Annotated in this window: 22 protein-coding genes; 8 read left to right on the forward strand and 14 right to left on the reverse strand. The window is 59.2% G+C overall.

Annotated elements, in window-relative coordinates:
- Positions 1–202: 202 nt before the first annotated feature.
- From F552_RS0115730 to F552_RS0115740, 3 genes are read left to right on the forward strand one after another with little or no spacing between them, the layout of a single operon-like run.
- On the forward strand, positions 203–1,477 hold the full coding sequence (locus tag F552_RS0115730) for a SpoIIE family protein phosphatase (protein ID WP_018152722.1): 1,275 nt from the start codon (positions 203–205) through the stop codon (positions 1,475–1,477).
- Positions 1,478–1,501: 24 nt separating this feature from the next.
- Positions 1,502–2,056 (forward strand): SiaB family protein kinase, encoded by a 555-nt coding sequence (locus tag F552_RS0115735; protein WP_018152723.1) that lies wholly within the window; start codon positions 1,502–1,504, stop codon positions 2,054–2,056.
- Between the two features lie 39 nt (positions 2,057–2,095).
- A complete protein-coding gene (locus F552_RS0115740; RefSeq protein WP_018152724.1) occupies positions 2,096–2,491 on the forward strand; it encodes a DUF1987 domain-containing protein in 396 nt (131 codons plus the stop codon).
- Positions 2,492–2,567: 76 nt separating this feature from the next.
- Here the strand turns inward: F552_RS0115740 and F552_RS0115745 are convergent, their stop codons facing one another.
- Positions 2,568–3,767 (reverse strand): GGDEF domain-containing protein, encoded by a 1,200-nt coding sequence (locus tag F552_RS0115745; protein WP_051078334.1) that lies wholly within the window; start codon positions 3,765–3,767, stop codon positions 2,568–2,570.
- A 443-nt stretch (positions 3,768–4,210) separates the two neighbouring features.
- On the opposite strand from F552_RS0115745, the gene F552_RS0115755 reads away from it, so the two are divergent.
- Positions 4,211–4,465 (forward strand): hypothetical protein, encoded by a 255-nt coding sequence (locus F552_RS0115755; protein WP_018152727.1) that lies wholly within the window; start codon positions 4,211–4,213, stop codon positions 4,463–4,465.
- A 3-nt stretch (positions 4,466–4,468) separates the two neighbouring features.
- Here the strand turns inward: F552_RS0115755 and F552_RS0115760 are convergent, their stop codons facing one another.
- Positions 4,469–5,686: an NnrS family protein gene (locus F552_RS0115760; RefSeq protein WP_018152728.1), complete on the reverse strand. Its 1,218-nt coding sequence runs from the start codon at positions 5,684–5,686 to the stop codon at positions 4,469–4,471.
- 156 nt (positions 5,687–5,842) lie between these two features.
- On the opposite strand from F552_RS0115760, the gene ubiU reads away from it, so the two are divergent.
- Genes ubiU through ubiT form a run of 3 tightly spaced genes read left to right on the forward strand, consistent with a single transcriptional unit; the run spans position 5,843 to position 8,198 of the window.
- Complete coding sequence (gene ubiU, locus F552_RS0115765) at positions 5,843–6,850, forward strand: ubiquinone anaerobic biosynthesis protein UbiU (protein ID WP_018152729.1); 1,008 nt, start codon at positions 5,843–5,845, stop codon at positions 6,848–6,850.
- 9 nt (positions 6,851–6,859) lie between these two features.
- Complete coding sequence (locus F552_RS19605) at positions 6,860–7,780, forward strand: U32 family peptidase (RefSeq protein WP_018152730.1); 921 nt, start codon at positions 6,860–6,862, stop codon at positions 7,778–7,780.
- Positions 7,770–8,198 (forward strand): ubiquinone anaerobic biosynthesis accessory factor UbiT, encoded by a 429-nt coding sequence (gene ubiT, locus F552_RS19610; protein WP_018152731.1) that lies wholly within the window; start codon positions 7,770–7,772, stop codon positions 8,196–8,198. The genes F552_RS19605 and ubiT overlap by 11 nt, the downstream gene beginning before the upstream one ends.
- 47 nt (positions 8,199–8,245) lie before the next feature.
- Here ubiT and F552_RS0115780 read toward each other — a convergent pair whose 3' ends face one another.
- The 12 genes from F552_RS0115780 to F552_RS0115835 all read right to left on the reverse strand — a co-directional run bounded on the left by F552_RS0115780 (position 8,246) and on the right by F552_RS0115835 (position 17,442).
- The gene (locus tag F552_RS0115780; protein ID WP_033375679.1) at positions 8,246–8,590 is read right to left on the reverse strand and encodes a YnfA family protein; all 345 of its coding nucleotides are present in this window, start codon (positions 8,588–8,590) and stop codon (positions 8,246–8,248) included.
- 172 nt (positions 8,591–8,762) lie between these two features.
- Complete coding sequence (locus F552_RS0115785) at positions 8,763–9,155, reverse strand: DUF7793 family protein (RefSeq protein WP_018152733.1); 393 nt, start codon at positions 9,153–9,155, stop codon at positions 8,763–8,765.
- A gap of 126 nt (positions 9,156–9,281) precedes the next feature.
- Positions 9,282–9,842 carry a hypothetical protein gene (locus F552_RS21005; protein ID WP_018152734.1) on the reverse strand — a complete coding sequence of 187 codons (561 nt, stop codon included), beginning with the start codon at positions 9,840–9,842 and terminating at the stop codon, positions 9,282–9,284.
- 71 nt (positions 9,843–9,913) lie between these two features.
- Positions 9,914–10,540, reverse strand: a complete 627-nt coding sequence (locus F552_RS0115795) for a thymidine kinase (RefSeq protein WP_018152735.1) — start codon at positions 10,538–10,540, stop codon at positions 9,914–9,916.
- Between the two features lie 117 nt (positions 10,541–10,657).
- Positions 10,658–11,080 (reverse strand): nuclear transport factor 2 family protein, encoded by a 423-nt coding sequence (locus F552_RS0115800; protein ID WP_018152736.1) that lies wholly within the window; start codon positions 11,078–11,080, stop codon positions 10,658–10,660.
- A 67-nt stretch (positions 11,081–11,147) separates the two neighbouring features.
- Positions 11,148–11,927 (reverse strand): SDR family NAD(P)-dependent oxidoreductase, encoded by a 780-nt coding sequence (locus F552_RS0115805; protein ID WP_156802350.1) that lies wholly within the window; start codon positions 11,925–11,927, stop codon positions 11,148–11,150.
- Positions 11,924–12,448: a DUF3833 domain-containing protein gene (locus F552_RS0115810; RefSeq protein WP_018152738.1), complete on the reverse strand. Its 525-nt coding sequence runs from the start codon at positions 12,446–12,448 to the stop codon at positions 11,924–11,926. The genes F552_RS0115805 and F552_RS0115810 overlap by 4 nt, the downstream gene beginning before the upstream one ends.
- Positions 12,445–13,668 carry an MFS transporter gene (locus tag F552_RS0115815; RefSeq protein WP_018152739.1) on the reverse strand — a complete coding sequence of 408 codons (1,224 nt, stop codon included), beginning with the start codon at positions 13,666–13,668 and terminating at the stop codon, positions 12,445–12,447. The genes F552_RS0115810 and F552_RS0115815 overlap by 4 nt, the downstream gene beginning before the upstream one ends.
- Positions 13,665–14,213 (reverse strand): chalcone isomerase family protein, encoded by a 549-nt coding sequence (locus tag F552_RS0115820; protein WP_051078335.1) that lies wholly within the window; start codon positions 14,211–14,213, stop codon positions 13,665–13,667. Before F552_RS0115820 ends, F552_RS0115815 begins: the two co-directional genes overlap by 4 nt.
- Complete coding sequence (locus F552_RS0115825; RefSeq protein ID WP_018152741.1) at positions 14,182–15,393, reverse strand: SAM-dependent methyltransferase; 1,212 nt, start codon at positions 15,391–15,393, stop codon at positions 14,182–14,184. Before F552_RS0115825 ends, F552_RS0115820 begins: the two co-directional genes overlap by 32 nt.
- Positions 15,390–16,163, reverse strand: coding sequence for a DUF1365 domain-containing protein (locus F552_RS0115830; RefSeq protein ID WP_018152742.1), 774 nt, complete (start codon positions 16,161–16,163; stop codon positions 15,390–15,392). The genes F552_RS0115825 and F552_RS0115830 overlap by 4 nt, the downstream gene beginning before the upstream one ends.
- Before the next feature lies 1 nt (position 16,164).
- Entirely contained in the window at positions 16,165–17,442 is a 1,278-nt protein-coding gene (locus F552_RS0115835) for an NAD(P)/FAD-dependent oxidoreductase (RefSeq protein ID WP_018152743.1), read from the reverse strand.
- A 129-nt stretch (positions 17,443–17,571) separates the two neighbouring features.
- Here F552_RS0115835 and F552_RS0115840 point away from each other — a divergent pair, with 129 nt between their 5' ends.
- Positions 17,572–18,180 (forward strand): TetR/AcrR family transcriptional regulator, encoded by a 609-nt coding sequence (locus F552_RS0115840; protein ID WP_018152744.1) that lies wholly within the window; start codon positions 17,572–17,574, stop codon positions 18,178–18,180.
- Positions 18,181–18,209: the final 29 nt, after the last annotated feature.

The following is an 18,209-nucleotide window of genomic DNA, read 5'->3' on the forward strand; positions in this document are numbered from 1 at the left end:
CTGTCTTGTCAGACAGAGATAGTGGGGCTTTGTTCTGCCGGTTTCAAGATTTATTTCTGCATGCATGCTGTCATTTTTTCGTCATGCATCAGACATATTACTTTCATGTAATGTCCTTAAACTGCCCTGTACGTACATAACACACAAGAGATGCCCGGACACTGCACGGGCACACCGTCAGGGAACGTTTCAGAGGATCAACATGCTAAACATGCACGCCGTCAAAGAGTCCAGGGCCGGACTGACCGAGATTGAATCGGAATACATAGCGCGCAGCCTGATGCGCCAGTCGCCCACCGTCACGCCGCAAAATACCAGTTTTGAAGTGCTGGACCTGCTGGCCACCCATCATGAAGTGATCGGTTTGCCGGTACTGGAAAACGGCCGTGCCATCGGGCTGATCAACCGCAATATCTTTAATGACGAAATGGCCAAGCCGTTCCGTCGCGACCTGTATGGTCGCAAAAGCTGTATCGCTTTCATGGACAAGCAGCCATTGGTGGTGAACGAGCAGATGAGCATTCAGGAACTGTCTTTCAAGGTGATTGCCGGTGGCGGCAAGACGCTGAACGACGGTTTTATCATTACTGATAATGATGGCATGTATCTGGGCATTGGCACCGGTGAAGACCTGGTGAAGGTGGTCAGCTACCTGCAGGCCGAGAAAAACCGGCTGGTGATGGAGAGCATCAATTACGCCAGCGTGATCCAGAAATCGTTCATGCGCTCTTCGCGCGAGGACATGGCCGAGGCGCTGGAAGATTACTTCATCCACTGGGAACCACGTGACAAGGTAGGCGGGGATTATTACTTCTGCAAGAAATTCCACGACGGCTTCTTCATTGCCCTGATCGACTGTACCGGCCATGGCGTGCCGGGTGCCTTCATGACCCTGATCATGGCGGCGTTTCTGGACCATATTCTGCTGGAAGACAACCGTCATGACCCGGCCGGCGCGCTGGCGCTGATGAACCAGAAGGTGAAAACTGCACTGGGGCAGATCAGCGAACAGAATATTGTGCCGATTGACGGCGGCAAGCATGACCACCATGACAAGTCTGACGACGGCATGGATACCGCGTTTTGCTGGGTCAGCCAGGCGGAGAACAAGATGGTGTATGCCGGTGCCAAAACCCCGTTGTTCTTGCTGGGGCTGGGCGATACCGAGATCACCATTATTGAGGGTGACAAAAAAGGCGTGGGCTATGTGGATACGCCAATGGATTACACCTGGCGCAACCAGGAAATCCGGCTGGACAAGGGTATGTCGGTGTACCTGACCACCGATGGCATCATCGACCAGATTGGTGGCAGCAAAGAGATTGCCTTTGGCAAGAAGCGTTTTTGCCGCCTGCTGCTGGAGCAGCGGGCCAAGCCGATGGCCGCCCAGGCGCCTGCCATCATGAAGGCTTTTTATGAATACCAGGGCAGCCAGCGCCGTCGCGACGACGTGAGCTTTCTGGGCTTTCGCATCTAACCAAACCAACACAGAAAGCATGTCATGCAGTTAGACCTGTTTAGCGCCTTCCGTAACAGTGCCGATTTCAACGGGGTGCTGTTCTATTACAACGGCCAGTTGTCACAAAACGTGATCAACACCATGAGCGACACGCTCAAACACCGCCTGGAAAACGAAGAAGCCGCCCAGGCCAAGGCCAGAAAGCTGTTTTCGAGTTTTATCGAGATGGTGCAGAACGCGCTCCATTATTCGCCCCCGGACCCGGACGGCAACGGCGAAAAAGTAGGCGCCGTGGCGGTGGGTAAGCAAGACAACAAGTTTTACATCGTATGCGGCAACCTGGTGGAAAGCCAGTATGCGGCCCGCATCCGCGAAAAAATCGAACCCTTGCGCAGCATGACGCTGGACGAGATCAAGAAGGCGTACCGCGCCCAGCTGAAAAACGACCAGCACGAGAACGAAGACAGCGTCAGCAAAGGCGCGGGGTTGGGGTTCTTGACTGTCGCCCGCGATGCGTCTGAACCGATTGAATACAGCCTGATGAACGTACCGGCCCATGACGAGCTGGCCTACTTTTATCTGAAAGCGATTGTTTAAGACCTTAAGAAGACATTAAGTATCTAAAAGGAAAATACCATGCACGATTTTTATCTGGCCCGTACCAGCCACTCCCCTGAGATCAACTTCCAGTTTAGCCGCCACCATTTGTCCATGACGGGCGAAGCCTACCCGGAAAATGCCAATGACTTCTTTTTGCCGGTGCTGGGGCAGCTAAAGCATTACCTGGACCATACCGATGGCCAGCATATCGTGTTTGATTTCCGCCTGACCTATTTCAACAGTGCCGCCACCAAAATGCTGTACACGCTGTTTGGCCTCTTGAACGAGTCTGCCAGCACACGTAACCGCATTACACTGAACTGGTTCCATGACGTGGAAGACGACACCATTCTGGAATTTGGCGAAGGGATTCAGGATGATTTTCTGGCGCTGGATTTCCACGCCATTGCAGAAGACCTGGCCGCTGCCTGACCCTCTGCCCGCCTTAGGCTTTTCCCATCGCCCGTGCCGTTCACGGGCGATTTTTTTGCTAGCTACCCCGGCCGGATTACAGCAGGTTGTAACCCAGTTCTGCAGCGGGCAACACCAGCGGTTTGGTGGTACCGATGATACGGTCACGTCCCATCTGCTTGGCCAGGTACATGCGATGGTCGGCAATATCTACCAGTGTCTGCCAGTCATGGCTACCTTCTTCTTGCAGGTCGGCCACGCCGATGCTCGCCGTGAGCAGCGTATCGTCCGGCCGCCGGCCAAAGCCATGGTTGCGTAGTCGTTGCAGCGCTTGCATGGCTTGCTGGCAATCGGTGTTTGGCATCAGCAGCAGAAACTCCTCGCCCCCCCAACGGATCAGGATATCCCCCTGACGCACGCGGTCGCACAACGCCTGGGCAAACTGTTGCAGCACCTGGTCACCCTGATGGTGGCCAAAGGTGTCATTGATCGATTTGAAATGATCGATATCGAAAAAAGCCACCGACAAGGGATGGCCGCTCCGGCTGGCAAGCATGCATTGCAGGTGAATCACTTCTTCACCGCTGCGGCGTGAAAAGGCCCCCGTCAGCGGGTCACGCACGGCTTGCAGCACCAGTGCGATCATGAAGGCCAACTGGCACACACCCGCCAGTGCCGCCACCCCGGCAATCAGTCCCTGTAGCCAGAAAGCGCCCCAGAACGACGGCCAATCAACCACCGGAAAGCGGAAATAACCGGCCAGGATATGTGCCACCAGAATGGGCAGGACAAAAATAAGGCTTTCGAACAGGGTCAGGGGGAAGATGGAAATCCCCGCCAGCAGAATGAACGGCAGAAAAGCATAACCGGTACCGACCGCAGCAGAAGCACCATTCAGATGGTAAGGGGTGAGCAGCAGGTACGACACCATATAGAACACGGTGGGGATGGCAAACAGCATGGCCATGCCCCGCCAGGCACTCATCAGGGTGATTTCCGGCTTGTAGCCGAACAGAATGAAGCTGAAACAGGCGGTAGCGCCGATACGCAGCAGCACCAGATGCCAGGCCAGCGGATTGGGCAGCACCAACAGGTCGACAAACATCCACAGAGGGGTTAGTACCGCGAACAGGCTGGCAAACAGGCGCACGCGGTTCAGGATCATCTGGGCGCGGCGATTGCCCATCAACTGCATGTGCGGCCGGGGGGATACCAGCCAGATGGCCTCTGTCGGGCTCAGTTCGCCCGGTAGCAAGCCGAGCAGCTTCACCAACATGGTCGAGTGGAATAGCCTCATGAAACACTCCTTGCGGATTACGCTCAATGACCTTCTTGCCACATGAAATTGTCTGGCCAATTACCCTTGACCCGGGGGAATCGCCCGTCAAACACGGCATGTCTTGGTCGAGTCCGGACAGCAGCGTAGCACATGTCAAGTGGGTAAGATAATCATTGCGTCAAGAAGGGTGCGCTTACCACATCGGCCGGTCTGGTGAACAGACACTGGCATGACATGGACGGCGATGCCGCGCAGCAACCCGCCAGCCATGTTGCCTTTTCCCATGCATTTTCCTGAATGACCGGGATTTACGCCCCGTGCGGCCCGAAACCTCTTGTCAGCAGGAATCTTTCCATCTAGCATGAAGAAACGGGGCAATTATTTCACCAAATGAATTGCGCCGATGCTTCAGCGATGTCTGCTTACATAAGCCATACCGGTTAACACAGGAAACAAGTGTCATGAAGGTGAAGGTTTACGAAGACGTTAACAGCCGGCAGATCCGGCTGGTAATGCATAACAATATGGGGCTGGAACAGCTGCCAGCCCAGCTATTGAGCGCTTTGGGTGAACTGCATTTGCGTACCGTACTCGACTCCGAGGAGCTGCTGTTCCCGGCAGGGGTCAATGTCAGCTGCGCCATTCCGGAACTGATCCAGCAGGGTTATCACGTCTGCGAACCTCAAGCGGAAGATCATCTGTCTTCTGCTGCCTGACCCTTACCCCGCTGCGCCATCTGCCCTTGGCCGCCAGTAGATGGTGGCATACTGGCTCGCCCATAAGCCAAAACATAGCAGCCACAGGCTGACAGACAAGCCCAGCCATGCCGCATAGTTGCCCGGCAGTATCTCGGCCAGCATGCGGCTAAGCACACACCCCTGAAATACCCAGAAAATGACCCAGGTACTGCGATTGGCCACCAGCTTGTTGCCAGAATGCCCCAGCGTGACACGCGTGACCATGGCCAGCAGCAGTGAGCACATCAGGCCAATGGTAATGGCGTGGAACGGTGCCAGCCCCAACAGGCTGACCCCGGCAAAATGGCCGATATCCTGCACGCTAAACAGGGCAAAACCGATGCCCAGCCACAGAAAACCGATATGCAGCATGGCGAGAATGGGGGTACCGAGGCTCCGCCAACCCTGCCAACGGTAGCTGGTATACAGCGCCAGCCCCAGCATCGGTGCATCTGCCAGCAGGCGCCAGCCGCTATCGCCCAATAGTTGCAAGGCGCCATGCAGCAGGGACAAGCCGAGCCAGCTTTTCAGCATCCAGTCCGGACGCCAGGGGGTAATGCTGGGAATGACGCTCATGGTAAAGAACGGCACCATGCGATGGGCCACGGTCAGGAATACCGGGATCAGATAGCCCCAGACGCCGAACTGGATCGCCAGCGTCTGGCACAAGGCTTTACCGGTCGCCAGCCAGGCCAGCGTCAGAATAGCCGACACGCAACCGCCCACCAGACCGGCAGAGGCACTGTACGGGTGCAGCTTGTTGGCCGCCGGACTGGCCCGGGTTTGCCGGACGAACCAGACCGTGCCGGTCAGCATGCTGGCAAGCCAGGTCAGCAACGCCAGCACCAGCCAGAGCTTGCCGGCCAGCAGCCCCGCATAGGTCAGGATGGCAAAGGCAACCCAGCCCAGCGCCATGGGAATGTACACGCGTGCAGCAGGCGGGTCGACGTTCATCCAGCGCGGGCCGGCGGTAAACAGAAAGCCGAAGAAGAAGGGGGTAAACAGGCCGTACAGCATCAGCACCAGATGGCCTTCGTGCGAGCTCACGCCTTCCGGTAACGGCGGCCACCAGCCGAACCGGCCACCCAGCGTAGCGCCCCACCACAGCATGACCAACAGCGTCTGCACGACCCCGACAAAGAACATCATCCGGTGCGGCGCACTGCTAAAGGTGCTCAATGTTTTGAATAGCGATTTCATGATGTTAAAACCCGACTAACTTACTCAGTCACTGCAGTATAAGACCAAACTTTGACCGGCTTACACAGGCGCATTTGCTTTTCTTGACCTATAACAAACAACCCGAAAAAACCGCTGTGATAGCCTCTGGGCATGCTGAATCCGGAGTCAATACACATGTCTGTCAAACCCGAACTGGTCTGCCCGGCCGGTAGCCTGCCGGCCCTGAAACAAGCCATTGATCATGGGGCGGATGCGGTTTACATGGGGCTGAAAGATGCCACCAATGCCCGTAATTTTGCTGGTCTGAACTTTGATGTGCAGTCTGCCAAGGAAGGCATCCGCTATGCGCATGCCAAGGGCCGCAAGGTGCTGATGGCGATCAATACCTATGCCCAGGCGGGCGAAGAGAAAACCTGGCAGCGCGCTGTGGATACCGCCGCCAGCTGGGGGGTGGATGCGGTCATCATGGCGGATATGGGCTTGCTGGATTATGCCGCCAGAACTCACCCGGGTCTGCGCCGGCATTTGTCGGTACAGGGGTCTGCCACCAATTACGAAGCCATCAATTTTGCCCGTGACGCCTTTGGTATCGAACGTGCCGTTTTGCCGCGGGTGCTGACCATCCCCCAGGTGGAGCACGTTATCCAGAATACCAAGGTGGAAATCGAAGTATTCGGGTTTGGCAGTCTGTGCGTGATGGTGGAAGGCCGCTGCCTGCTATCGTCTTACGCTACCGGTGAATCCCCCAATACCGCCGGCGTATGCTCCCCTGCCAAAGCCGTGCGCTGGCAACCGGGGCCAGACGGACTGGATGCGCGCTTGAGCGGCATTCTGATCGACCGCTACGCCCCGGATGAAAATGCCGGTTATCCGACCCTGTGCAAGGGCCGCTTTAACGTCAACGACGAAACCTATTACGCGCTGGAAGAACCCACCAGCCTGAACGTGATGTCGGTACTGCCGGACCTGCTGCGCATTGGCGTCTCTGCCATCAAGGTGGAAGGCCGCCAACGCAGCCCGGCCTACGTGGCCGAAGTCACCAAGACCCTGCGGGCGGCCATCGACAGCGCCGTGACCGAAGGCAGCCGCTTCCATGTCAAGGCACCGTGGCAACAGGCACTGGGCAAATTGTCCGAAGGCCAGCAACAGACACTGGGCGCGTATAGCCGCCCCTGGAAATAAGGTGTACCGATGATGAAACTCTCCCTAGGGCCACTGCAGTATTTCTGGCCACGTCAGGATGTCCTGTCTTTTTATGCCGAGATGGCCCAGTCCCCGGTGGATACCATTTACCTGGGCGAAGTGGTGTGCAGCCGCCGCCAGCAGATGCGCAGCGCAGACTGGCTGTCGCTGGCCGCTGATCTGCGCGCCGCCGGCAAGCAGGTGGTGTTATCCTGCCAGGCGCTGCTGGAATCCGAAAGCGACCTGAAAGCCTTGCGCAAATTCTGTGACCAGACCGACTTCATGGTCGAAGTCAACGACATGGGGGCACTGGGGCTGGTGGCCAACAAGTTGCCGTTTGTGGCCGGCCCGCACCTGAACCTGTACAACCTCGGCTCGCTCTCGTATGTGGCCAGCCAGGGCGCCAGGCGCTGGGTACCGCCGGTCGAAATGACCAAGGCCCGCTTGTCGGTCTTGCTGCCCTCGTTGCCGGACGGGCTGGAAACCGAACTGTTTGCCTACGGACGGCTGCCGCTGGCGTTTTCCGCCCGCTGTTTTACCGCGCGTCATTACAACCTGAAAAAAGACGATTGCCAGTTCCGCTGCCTGGAGCATCCGGACGGCATGCAGCTGGATACCCGCGACGATCAGGCCTTTCTGTGCATGAACGGCATTCAGACGCAGTCCGCCGCCAGCCACCAGCTGCTGGGGACGATGCCGGAACTGGACGTGATGAACGTGCACTATCTGCGCATCAGCCCGCAATCGCAGCACACCGCCCGCATCATTGACCTGTACCAGCAAGCGCTGAACGGCGGCCCGCACACAGCGGCGCTGGACGAACTGGACCGCCTGGCACCAAGCGGCCTGTGCGACGGTTACTGGTACGGACAGCCGGGCATTCAACAGGTTGCAGGTCAAGCCCACAAGGAGACACATCATGTCGGATAACACCACCCGCCGTTTGACGGCGCCGCTACGTCAGCTGATCCGCCTGCTGCCCAAACGTCCGCCATCGGACGCCATGGTGGCTGCGCTGAACCTGGCCCGCCTGGGCGGCAAACTGAACCAGGACTGGACGTTTCTGACCGGCAAGCATGTGTGCGTACATATATCTGATCTGAACCTGACCACGCATCTGGGCTGGAACGGCAAGCGCTTTGTGACCTGCCCGACCCGCGAAGCGGGTGATGTGACATTTACCGCCACCACGGCAGACTACCTGAAGCTGCTGCGCCGCGAAGAAGACCCGGATACGCTGTTCTTCCAGCGGCGGTTGCAGATCGAAGGCGATACCGAGCTGGGGCTGACCCTGAAAAACATGCTCGACAGCATCGAACTGCCGGGCTGGCTGGTGCATCACGCCTGACCGTCATCAGCGGATGAGGGTGGCGATATGCCCACCCGCATCCGGCTTCATTTCCAGCTACCCGCCACAATCACCGCCATGCCGGCCAATGCCATCGAAGCACCGATCCAGTCCGTCGCCGTCAGCGTTACCCCGTCCACATACCGCAACCACAGCAACGCCGTCGCCACATAAACACCACCGTAGGCAGCATACACGCGCCCGCTGGCCGCAGGGTGCAGGCTTAGCAGCCAGACAAACGCCACCAGACTCAGCGCAGCGGGCAACAGCAGCCATAGCGGTCCGTTCTTTTTCAGCCAGAGCCACGGCAGATAACAACCGGTGATTTCGGCCAGCGCCGTCAATACAAACAGGAATAAGGTTTTCAGTAACAAGAGAGGCCGCCTGTCCATCCGTGCTGTCAGGGTATATGTGGTGCCCGTACAGAGACGGTCCCCACGCGATGTCACCCAGCATAGCCGGCCTGGTGGCATCGGGCAAGGCGCGGGTGGCGTCTGAATCGCAAGGGCTGTGGATGGACCTGCAGCACTACTTTGCCCAGTGCGAAGCAAGCAGGGCGAGCCGCTACTTGCCTGGCAGATAGCGGGTCAGGCAGGTAACCGCTTCGTCTTCATGCTCAAAGACAAACAGGGGGTATGGCGGGGCATCAATGGTCAGATGCGTATTGAGCAGCTTGCGTACATACCAGCTGTCGGTGACATAGGCGACTGCCAGCGTCAGCTGGCAGTAGTCGGGCGAGCGCAACGCTGCCGGCAATGTGCCGTCCATCACCGGGCGGCCGTTTATCCGCACCAGTACGGGCGTTGGAGACGGACACAGGGCTTTTCGTCGCTGCACGATCTCCATCAGCGCCGCACCGGACAACAACGGGTTCTTGCCATAGTCCACGCAGACAATGCCATCGTCCCGCAACGTGATGGCAACTGGCGATGCAGCAGTGGATAGCTTGAGGGACATGGGCGGACACAACAAAAGACGGGGGATGCATGAATCATAGCATTTTGCAGCCCCCATACCGTGCCAGACCTGGTGGCTTAGCGAAAATTTACATTTTTGCCAAAACCGACAATGCCTGGCCCATGCTTACTTGCCGGGGCGACCGGTCTTGATGCGTTCGACCCGTGACAAGACCTTGAGCAACTCGGCGTCATTCATGGCATTCAGCACCGCCAGCCCTGCGCGCAGCACTTCACTCTTTTTCACTTCATGACCCGCAGCCAGTGCGCGCTGCTTGAGCGCCCCGATCAAGGCGTAGTCGGCTTCTGGAAAGGTAAAACTGTCGCGGACCGGCTTGGCTTTTTTGGCCGCCTGCTTGCGCGTTTTAGGAGCTTTTTCTTCCGTGACCGTCACGGCTGGCAGGGCTTTGGCCTCAACGACAGCCGGTTTGGCAACAGCTACCGCAGGCGTAGCAGCCTTGGCCACTGGTGTACTGGCCGGTTTAGGCGCAGAAACGGTTGCCGGTTTTACAACCACAGGCGGCTTGCTGGCAGTTGGCTTGGCGGCTGCGACGGGTTTGGCTGCAGACGCGGCGGGCTTGCTTTGGGTGGCGGCCGGTTTGGCAGTCGCCGGTTTGGTGCTGGTTGCCGGGGCGGTTTTCTTGACGGGGGTTGCCTGGGTAGGCGTTACCGGTTTTTTTGCAGTCATGTGTTTGTCCTTTTGTGCATTTACCTACCCTAACAATCTAAACGATTTATACCGTTTAGATTGTTAACTTTTTATGCAAAAAAACAGCCAGTAAAAAACTGGCTGTTTTGGTGGCGGCTGACAAACCGGAAGTGACGGGATCTGAACCCGTAATAGCACTTGGGACACATGGAGCGGTAGCGCGAGTTATCGCCGATTTCCAGCTGGGCGCCGCTGGTTTCCCGCACGCCCTGCGCATTGATGCGGCCGTTCATGGTGGCTTTCTTGCCGCACAGACAGATGGTTTTCATTTCTTCCAGGTCGTCGGCCAATGCCAGCAGGTACGCAGCGCCGGCAAACGGTTCTCCCAGAAAATCGGTACGCAGGCCATAGCAGATCACCGGCATGCCCAAGCGGTGGGCCACCTGATGCAATTGCCGTACCTGATCTGGCGTCAGGAACTGCGCTTCATCGAGCAACACACAATCCGCCCGTACATCTTGTAACGAGCGGACAAAATCGGTGTGGGCATCAAACACCTCGGCCTGACGCGACACCCCAAGCCGCGATGCAATTACGCCCACACCGTTGCGGTCATCCACGGCGGCCGTGAACAGGCGTACCGACATGTCACGCTCTTCATAGTTGTGCGCTACCTGCAGTAGCACGGTCGATTTGCCGGCATTCATGGCCGAATACCGGAAGTAGAGTTTTGCCATCTTGCTGCCTGCCTCGCCAGACCCGCACCGGGTGTATCGTTATCGGGGCCGTATTTTACCCGATATCCGACGGCCAGATGCAACCGCGGTACGGCAGCGACCGGGCATGGCGTCACCTCATGCCGGCAAGGGCGTGGCCAGCCGCCGGCGCAACCAGCGTATTGGGGCGCCCACCAGCGGTAGCTTTTGCAGCAGCTCTTCGGCCGCATCCCAGTAGTCGCGGTGTTCGGTGATCCGCCCGTCGTCCCCAAAGCGGAAATGCGTTGCGCCTTGCACCACGTATGCCTTGCCGCGCAGGCCAAAATGAAAGGTCCAGGTCACAAACGCCTGGCTGCCTTCCGCGAGCGTATCGTGTATCACAAAGCGTGGATTGTCTGTGGCCACAAACATGTGCGCGAAAATGGCGTGGATATGCGTCGTGCCGGTCACTTCATTGAACGGGTCCTTGAAGCGGGCATCGGGGGCATACCATGCAGTGAGCTGGTCGAGCGATTCAGGCGTCAGCCGGGTAAACCATTGCAGCAAAGCGTCCAGTGGCATGTTTTTCCCTGTGGGGTGGTGGATAGGCTGCATCGTGCATCCGCGCAGGCCGGGCTGGCCGCAAAGCCTAGCCCAGCAGCCGTGACAATAACGCAAACCGCCAGCGGTACGGAAGCAGTTGCAGCACTTTGAGCACCCGGGTAAAGCGTCGCGGAAAGTGGATTTCAAACCGGCCGCGGCGGATACCCTGCCAGATTTCCCGGGCGGCCTGCTCTGGGGTTTGCAGCGCGGGCATGCTGAAATCGTTTTTGGCGGTCAGCCCGGTTTTGACAAACCCCGGATTCACCAGATACACCGCCAGACCTTTGCCGTGCAGATCCGTATAGAGAATTTCGGCCAGGTTGATCAGCGCCGCCTTGCTGGGGCCATATACCGTGGCATTGGGCAAGCCCATGTAACCGGCAACGCTGGCAATCAGCCCGATCCCGCCCTGCCCTTTGGCCAGCATGTCCGGCAGAACCGTCGCCAGGCCGGTGTACACGCTGGCGAGGTTGACCTGCAGGGTTTGCCAGGCCTGCTGCGGTGCGACCTCCCAGCTGCGTTCGGGCCGGTAATCTGCCGCACAGAACACGATCAGGTCGATGCCGTCCCAGCGTGCCTTGATACTTGCATAAGCCGCCGTCCAGGCTTGCGGGTCCAGCACATCCAGCGGCATGACCCAGGCCTGCGGGTGGCCGGCTGCTACCGTCTCCAGTGCGGATTGCCGGCGGGCGGACAGGATCACCTGCGCGCCCTCCGCCAGGGCCTGTCTGGCCAGTGCCGCCCCGATGCCGCTGGAGGCTCCGACCAGCCAGACGCGCTTACCCTGCAATACAGGCAGTTCCGGATTCAGGGCGGACCACATCATGGCCCCCTTTTGCGGAAGAACAGCGTCACCTGCCCCAGCTCGATGCCAAACTTGCGCATGCTGGCCCGGTTGAGCATGCTGTCTTTGTCCATCAGGTACATCCAGTCGTCAAACTGTACTTCGTAGGTCTTGCCATCGACCGGCAGTAACAGGGTATAGCGCCAGTTGAGCGCATTGCCGGCCACCTCACCGACGGCCTCGCCTAGCACATCGGCCGCCGTGCCCCGCCACTTGCCGTCACCGGCGGGTGTCAGGGTCCAGACCCGCTGCTGCTTGCTGCCGTCGTCATAGCTAAAGCGCTCGTCCAGTACCAGCTGGTTGTCCTTGCGGGTACCGGTAATCACCACATGAAAGCGTTTGGACACCTCGCCGCCGCGCTTCTGGAACATGCCCCAGGCATCGGTGGTGCCTTCAAAAAACTGCAACAGGTCGAGCTTTGGTTCGGCCTGCCGGTATTGCTGCACATTGGGCCCGGCACAGGCACCCAGCAGTGTGCACAGGGCGAGTAACAGTTTTCTCATGATAGTGCCTCCGGTTCGGAAATACGTCGTAACAACAGCAACGCGCCCAGCTTGCAGACGCACGGAACAATGGCATACAGGATGCTGAGCGCCGCCAGTCCTTGCCCCAGGCCGGGTTGATACCCGAGCGCGCCCAGTAACGGCAGCGTCAGGCCGGCCAGGGCGAGCGCCAGTTTGCCCAGCAAGGTCCAGATCCCGTAAAAGGCCGCCGTCGGCTGGTTGGCCGGTATCGTTTGCGCCAGCAGCACCGGCGGCAAGACCAGATCGGCCCCCAGCGCCAGCCCGGCGGCTACGCAGACCATTCCGTAACCCACCAGGTCACCAGCCCCCAGCCAGCTGGCGCCGCAAAACGCCAGCAAGGCCAGCAGCATGCCCAGCCGCCAGGTACACAAGGTACCCCAGCGCCGGGCCAGTGCGAGCCACAGCGGCAAACCGGCCATGGCGGCGGCAAAATAGCAGCCCAGAAACACGCCCGACCAGGCAGCACCCTGCAGGCGGTCGTCAATAAAGTACAGCGCCAGCGTGGCCGGAATGGCAACCGACAAGGCGTTGAGCAGATACGGCAGCAGCAGCCGGCGGAACCCGGGCAGCCGGAACGGTTGCCACCTGTCGGCAATGACGGTGCGGGAAGCTACCCGGCCCGGCGCATGCCGGATCAGCAACCACACGGCCGTGGCCAGCAAAACGCCAAAGAGGCTGCAATACCACACCAGCCCGGGGACCGGATTGGGCCGTGCCAGCAGCCAGACCGGCAGCAGGCTGGCCACCACCACGCCCACCAGCCCGGCCAGCTCTCGCCAGGCAGCCGCCCGTAACAAACCGGCCGGATCGGCCAGACTGGCCCCCCAGCCCAGATAGGCGATGTTGAGCATGCTGTGCGCGGTATACACCAGCGCCAGCATCACCCCCAGCCAGCCCACCAGCGCCGCACCACTCACCTGCGGCAACCATAGTCCGGCAAACGCCAGTACCATCAGCATGGCGGCCAGAACCAGCCAGCGGGTCAATCGTGTCTGCCGGTCAATCACCCGGCCCAGCCACGGGTCCTGGCAGGTATCCAGCAAGCGGGCCGCAAACAGCACCACCCCCGTCCCTTCCAGAGAGGCGCCCAGCTGGCTGGTGTAGTAATGGGGAATCTGCACGTAGACCGGCAACGCCACCATGGCCAGCGGCAACCCCATCAACCCGTAAGCGGCATAGGCAGCCTTGCCGGTGTTCATGGTCCTTGGCCCAGCAGCTGCGCACGAAGCCGGCTGTCTTTGGTGCGTTCATCCAGCCAGATGGCAAAAAAGGCATTGGCAAATGTCGGGTCGCGAATCTCGGCCAGCACCTGTTGCCGGCTGTAAAAACGGCATCCGATGCCAGGCAGGTACATGCCGATCAGCTGGTCTCCGGCTTCTACATCAATAAACGCGCGCTGCATCTCTTCCTCCCAGCGCTTGAGCTGTTCAGGCGAGTAGCGGTTGGCAGACAGTCGGCGGATTTCCGCCAGGCTGGTATCCACAAACCGGCTGCGAGAAATACTGCGGTGGTAGGTCAGTTCCAGTGCGAATGGCTTGTCGGGGGCAAACGGTTTCTGCTCGCTCCATAGCCTGGCGGTGTAGATGCGAAACCCCAGCCAGCTCAGCTCGCCCGATCCGACCAGTGTGGCCGCTGGCAAATCCGTTCGCCAGCTGTTGGCGGCGGCCGGCATTAGTGACAGGCCGCACAGCAACAGTAGCCACCAGAGCGGATTACGCCTTTTGCAACAAGAACTGGACGACATCGGTTCTGCCCTCGTCAAAACCAGCCTCGCAATAGCACAGGTACAAACGCCAGATGCGCATGAAGCGTTCGTCAAAACCCTGCTGCCGGATGATCTCCTGATGCTGCTCAAACCCGTCGCGCCAGCGGCGCAGCGTCTCGGCGTAATCCGTCCCGAAATGAAGCTGGCTGTGGACGTTCAGGCCGTGCCGGCCGGCTTCGGTCTTAAACCGTAGCGGGGTCGGCAACATGCCCCCGGGGAAGATGTATTGCTGGATGAAGTCGGTACTGCTGCGATAGCGTTCAAAGCAGGCTTCGGCAATGGTGATGCTCTGGACCATGGCTTTGCCGCCCGGTTTCAAGCGGTCATGCAGTGTCTGGAAATATACCGGCCAGAATCGCTCACCGACGGCCTCGAACATCTCGATCGAGACGATGGCATCATACTGGCCGGCGATGTCGCGGTAATCGCAGATTTCCAGCCGCACCAGCGATTGCAACTGCGCCTCCGCCACGCGTTGCCAGGCAACGACAAGCTGTGACGGAGAGATGGTAACCCCGTGCACATGGATGCCTTGCCGGGCAGCATGCAGGGCAAAGCCACCCCAGCCGCAGCCGATTTCCAGCACCCGGTCGCCCGCCTTCAGTCCCAGTGCATCGATCATGTGCTGGTACTTGGCCTCTTGCGCCTGTTGCAGGCTCTGGCGGTAATCGCCATTAAACAGCGCGCTGGAGTACGTCCAGCTGGGGTCCAGCCACAGTTGGTAAAAATCGTTGCCGATATCGTAATGCGCATGAATATTGCGACGACTGCCTTGCCGGGTATTCGGGCGCAGCAGGTGCTTGAGCCGGTACCACAGGGTGGATAGTTTGCCGCCAAAAATCATCCGGTCCAGTACGTGCTGGTTGCGTAGCGCCAGCCGCAGCACCGCAGTGAGGTCCGGGCTATCCAGCCAGCCCGCGGCGTAACTCTCGGCCAGACCAATATCCCCTGCTTTCATCAGCCGGCTGCACGCCCGCCAGTCATGAATGCGGAGCACCGCGCTCGGCGGCTCCCGCAGATCGCCAAACATCAGGTATTCCCCCTGCGGGGTCACCAGCTGGAGGTGGCCGCATTGCAGGCGGGATAACAGATTGAGGAATAATCTTGCCGCAGCGGGCAGTTGTCGCGGTATCGCAGACAGGGTTTGAGAGTGGCTCACGCGTCATCTCCTTTGGTAAACGGCAGCACCGGCGGCGCGGGCTTGCGGAAAAAAGGGACTTTCTTCAACCAGAGTCGCAAGGCCTGCCAATGAATGCGGGCCACGACCCCCAGCGTCAGCAGCGGCTGGGTCATGAAGGCCTGTCGCAGCGAGGTTGCGGCAAACGGCTGTTTGTGTCCCCCAATCGAGGTCTTGATCAAGAGACCATTGCGGTCGTGATAGTCGATACCGACAAAACTGTGGTCGGCAGACTCGCGGAACCGGAACGCATACCGGCCTTCTACCGGGCAAAAGGGTGATACATGCATCAGCTTGCGGCACAGCAGCACAGTGTCGTTGTGAATGCGCTCGCCACCGGGGGCGGTCAACAGATAATGGTGATGTTCACCAAAGGTGTTGTTGACCTCGGCCAGCACGGCCTTCAGCCCACCCTGCCGGTCATGGCAAAACCAGAAGCTGACCGGATTGAACACAAACCCCAGTACCCGCGGGAAGGTTTGCAGCCAGATCTCGCCATCGACCACGACACCTTCGCGGGTCAGGACCTCGCGCATCCAGCCTGCCAGCGGCGTCGCGTTTCTTGGCCCGTAATCGGCGGTACGGATACTCAGTGGCCGCCAGCGGTTCACCCCGAACCACCGGCTGCTCAGTTCATTCAGCCGGTCCAGATTCAGCCGCACGCAAAACACCGGATACACAAAGCGGTTAACCGCCGGCCGCAAGCGGTGGTGCATGACCTGTCCACGGATGAGGATGGCGGCGGGCTTCATGTCATACCCTCGCCCACTCGGGCGCCATGCCAAAGTCGGCCACCACCCGCAGCGCAGATTTCAGTCCGTCTTCATGGAAACCGTAACCGGTCCAGGCACCGGCAAACCAGATGCCGTGCTTGCCCTGGATAGTCGGTAGCTGTTGCTGTGCATCAATGGCGGCCTGGTCAAATACCGGGTGCGCATACTCGAAACGTGCGATGACCCGGGCAGGGTCTGGCGGGGTAAACGGGTTGAGCGTCACCACCACTGGTTGCGCAAACGGCAACTGTTGCAACTGGTTCAGCAGGTAACTGACGCACACCGGCCGTTCGCCCGCCACCTCGGCTCCGCCCAGGTAATTCCAGGCCGACCAGACCTTGCGCCGCTTGGGCAGTTGCTGGCTGTCGGTATGCAGTACGGCCAGATTGGGCTGGTACTTGACCGCGCCCAGCACGGCGGCTTCCGCTGCGCTGGCGTCCCCCAGCATCTGCAAGGTATCCGGTGCGTGCGTTGCCATGACTACCGCATCAAACAGCTCGGTCGTGGTAGCGGTACGTACCCTGACCTGGCCAGCCTGCCGGTCCACGGAGACCACCGGGGTATTGAGGCGAATGTCTGGCAAGGTGGCCGCAATTTTCTTCACGTATTCACGGGCGCCCATCTGCACGGTTTGCCATTGCGGACGGTTATTCACCTGCAGCAAGGCATGGTTGATACAAAAGCGCAGAAAGGTACTGGCCGGAAACGCCAGGATGTCGCGCGGGGAACTGGACCAGATGGCAGCGGCCATCGGCAGCAGATAGGCATGGCGAAAGGTCTCGCCGTAACGGCCGGCATCCAGCAACTGCCCCAGGGTCATGCCGGATACGAGGCTGTCGCTCAGGTTTTGTGCTGCGGCCGCATTAAAGCGCAGGATGTCGCGCAGCATGCCCAGAAACCTGGGGGACAGCATATTGCGTCGCTGGGCAAACACCGTATCCAGATTGGTACCCGCCCATTCCAGATGCCCCTGGTCCATCGACACGCCAAACGACATGTCCGTAGCGTGGCTGGACACTGCCAGTTCCGCGAACAAGGCTATCAGATTGGGGTAGGTGTGCTGGTTGAAAACCAGAAAACCGGTATCTGCCGGATGCGTCACCCCGTCCAGCGTCACGTCCACCGTGTGGGTGTGCCCGCCCAGATAATTCCCGGCTTCAAACAGGGTCACCTCGTGACCACGGTTCAAAAAGTAGGCACTGGCCAAACCAGAAATGCCGGAGCCGATCACTGCAATGCGCTGACGTTGGTTCAACATGCCGGGCCTTTGAAAATGGGGATGCGGTTGCAAATTTATTTGGGTGCTTCATGCCTCTGGTGCTAAGATTACTACCAACCAATAATAAAATCTACTGATCAGTAACTTTTTTTACCGTAGGGTATAAACATGGGCTTACTCGGCAAGCTTAGCTTCAAGGACCAGGCCTTCCGGCTCCGTGAAGATGCCATCCTGGACGCAACCACCCGCATTCTGTCTGGCAAAGGGTTCGACCTGATGACCATGGATGACGTGGCCAATGCAGTGGGCATCTCCAAACCCAGCCTGTACAAGCACTTCAAGTCCAAGGACGATCTGGTGGGCGAAGCCATGGTGCGCCTGATAGATGGCGCACTGGCGTTTCTGGCGGACATGCCGGCTGACTTGTCTGCCAAGCAGAAACTGGCGGCCTTGCTGGAATGGGCCCTGCGGGTCCGGCTGGAAGGCGGCATGCCGTTCTTGCCATCCACCAGCCCGCAAGTGCGCGAGATGCTGATGAAAAATCTCAAGTACGTGATGCGGGTCATGAAGCTCAATGGCCAGATCGAGAAATTCATCACCTCCGCCCAGAAAGCGGGCGACCTCAACCCGGCGCTACCGGTAGACGTGATTTTGTTCAGTTATTACTCCCGCACCTGCGACCCGGCCGTGGAGTTTTTGCAGCTGTACAGCAAACTCGGTACCGACGACATTGTCACGCACATGCTGCACGTCTGTTTTGAAGGCCTGCAGGCCTGAGCCTGCCCAAGCCGGCCTACGAAGGACAA

Source organism: Leeia oryzae DSM 17879, from assembly GCF_000376945.1.
Classification (GTDB): Bacteria; Pseudomonadota; Gammaproteobacteria; order Burkholderiales; family Leeiaceae; genus Leeia; species Leeia oryzae.

Bases quoted from the DNA above. Each gene is read 5' to 3' on its own strand.
- F552_RS0115805 (WP_156802350.1), bottom strand. From the start codon at position 11,927: ATGATGTGGTCCGCCCTGAATCCGGAACTGCCTGTATTGCAGGGTAAG.
- ubiU (WP_018152729.1), top strand. From the start codon at position 5,843: ATGTCTGTCAAACCCGAACTGGTCTGCCCGGCCGGTAGCCTGCCGGCC.
- F552_RS0115815 (WP_018152739.1), bottom strand. From the start codon at position 13,668: ATGAACACCGGCAAGGCTGCCTATGCCGCTTACGGGTTGATGGGGTTG.
- F552_RS0115735 (WP_018152723.1), top strand. From the start codon at position 1,502: ATGCAGTTAGACCTGTTTAGCGCCTTCCGTAACAGTGCCGATTTCAAC.
- F552_RS0115840 (WP_018152744.1), top strand. From the start codon at position 17,572: ATGGGCTTACTCGGCAAGCTTAGCTTCAAGGACCAGGCCTTCCGGCTC.
- F552_RS21005 (WP_018152734.1), bottom strand. From the start codon at position 9,842: ATGACTGCAAAAAAACCGGTAACGCCTACCCAGGCAACCCCCGTCAAG.
- F552_RS0115795 (WP_018152735.1), bottom strand. From the start codon at position 10,540: ATGGCAAAACTCTACTTCCGGTATTCGGCCATGAATGCCGGCAAATCG.
- F552_RS0115745 (WP_051078334.1), bottom strand. From the start codon at position 3,767: ATGAGGCTATTCCACTCGACCATGTTGGTGAAGCTGCTCGGCTTGCTA.
- F552_RS0115740 (WP_018152724.1), top strand. From the start codon at position 2,096: ATGCACGATTTTTATCTGGCCCGTACCAGCCACTCCCCTGAGATCAAC.
- F552_RS0115820 (WP_051078335.1), bottom strand. From the start codon at position 14,213: ATGTCGTCCAGTTCTTGTTGCAAAAGGCGTAATCCGCTCTGGTGGCTA.
- F552_RS0115730 (WP_018152722.1), top strand. From the start codon at position 203: ATGCTAAACATGCACGCCGTCAAAGAGTCCAGGGCCGGACTGACCGAG.
- F552_RS0115785 (WP_018152733.1), bottom strand. From the start codon at position 9,155: ATGTCCCTCAAGCTATCCACTGCTGCATCGCCAGTTGCCATCACGTTG.
- ubiT (WP_018152731.1), top strand. From the start codon at position 7,770: ATGTCGGATAACACCACCCGCCGTTTGACGGCGCCGCTACGTCAGCTG.
- F552_RS0115835 (WP_018152743.1), bottom strand. From the start codon at position 17,442: ATGTTGAACCAACGTCAGCGCATTGCAGTGATCGGCTCCGGCATTTCT.
- F552_RS0115760 (WP_018152728.1), bottom strand. From the start codon at position 5,686: ATGAAATCGCTATTCAAAACATTGAGCACCTTTAGCAGTGCGCCGCAC.
- F552_RS0115810 (WP_018152738.1), bottom strand. From the start codon at position 12,448: ATGAGAAAACTGTTACTCGCCCTGTGCACACTGCTGGGTGCCTGTGCC.
- F552_RS0115755 (WP_018152727.1), top strand. From the start codon at position 4,211: ATGAAGGTGAAGGTTTACGAAGACGTTAACAGCCGGCAGATCCGGCTG.
- F552_RS0115780 (WP_033375679.1), bottom strand. From the start codon at position 8,590: ATGGACAGGCGGCCTCTCTTGTTACTGAAAACCTTATTCCTGTTTGTA.
- F552_RS0115830 (WP_018152742.1), bottom strand. From the start codon at position 16,163: ATGAAGCCCGCCGCCATCCTCATCCGTGGACAGGTCATGCACCACCGC.
- F552_RS0115800 (WP_018152736.1), bottom strand. From the start codon at position 11,080: ATGCCACTGGACGCTTTGCTGCAATGGTTTACCCGGCTGACGCCTGAA.
- F552_RS19605 (WP_018152730.1), top strand. From the start codon at position 6,860: ATGATGAAACTCTCCCTAGGGCCACTGCAGTATTTCTGGCCACGTCAG.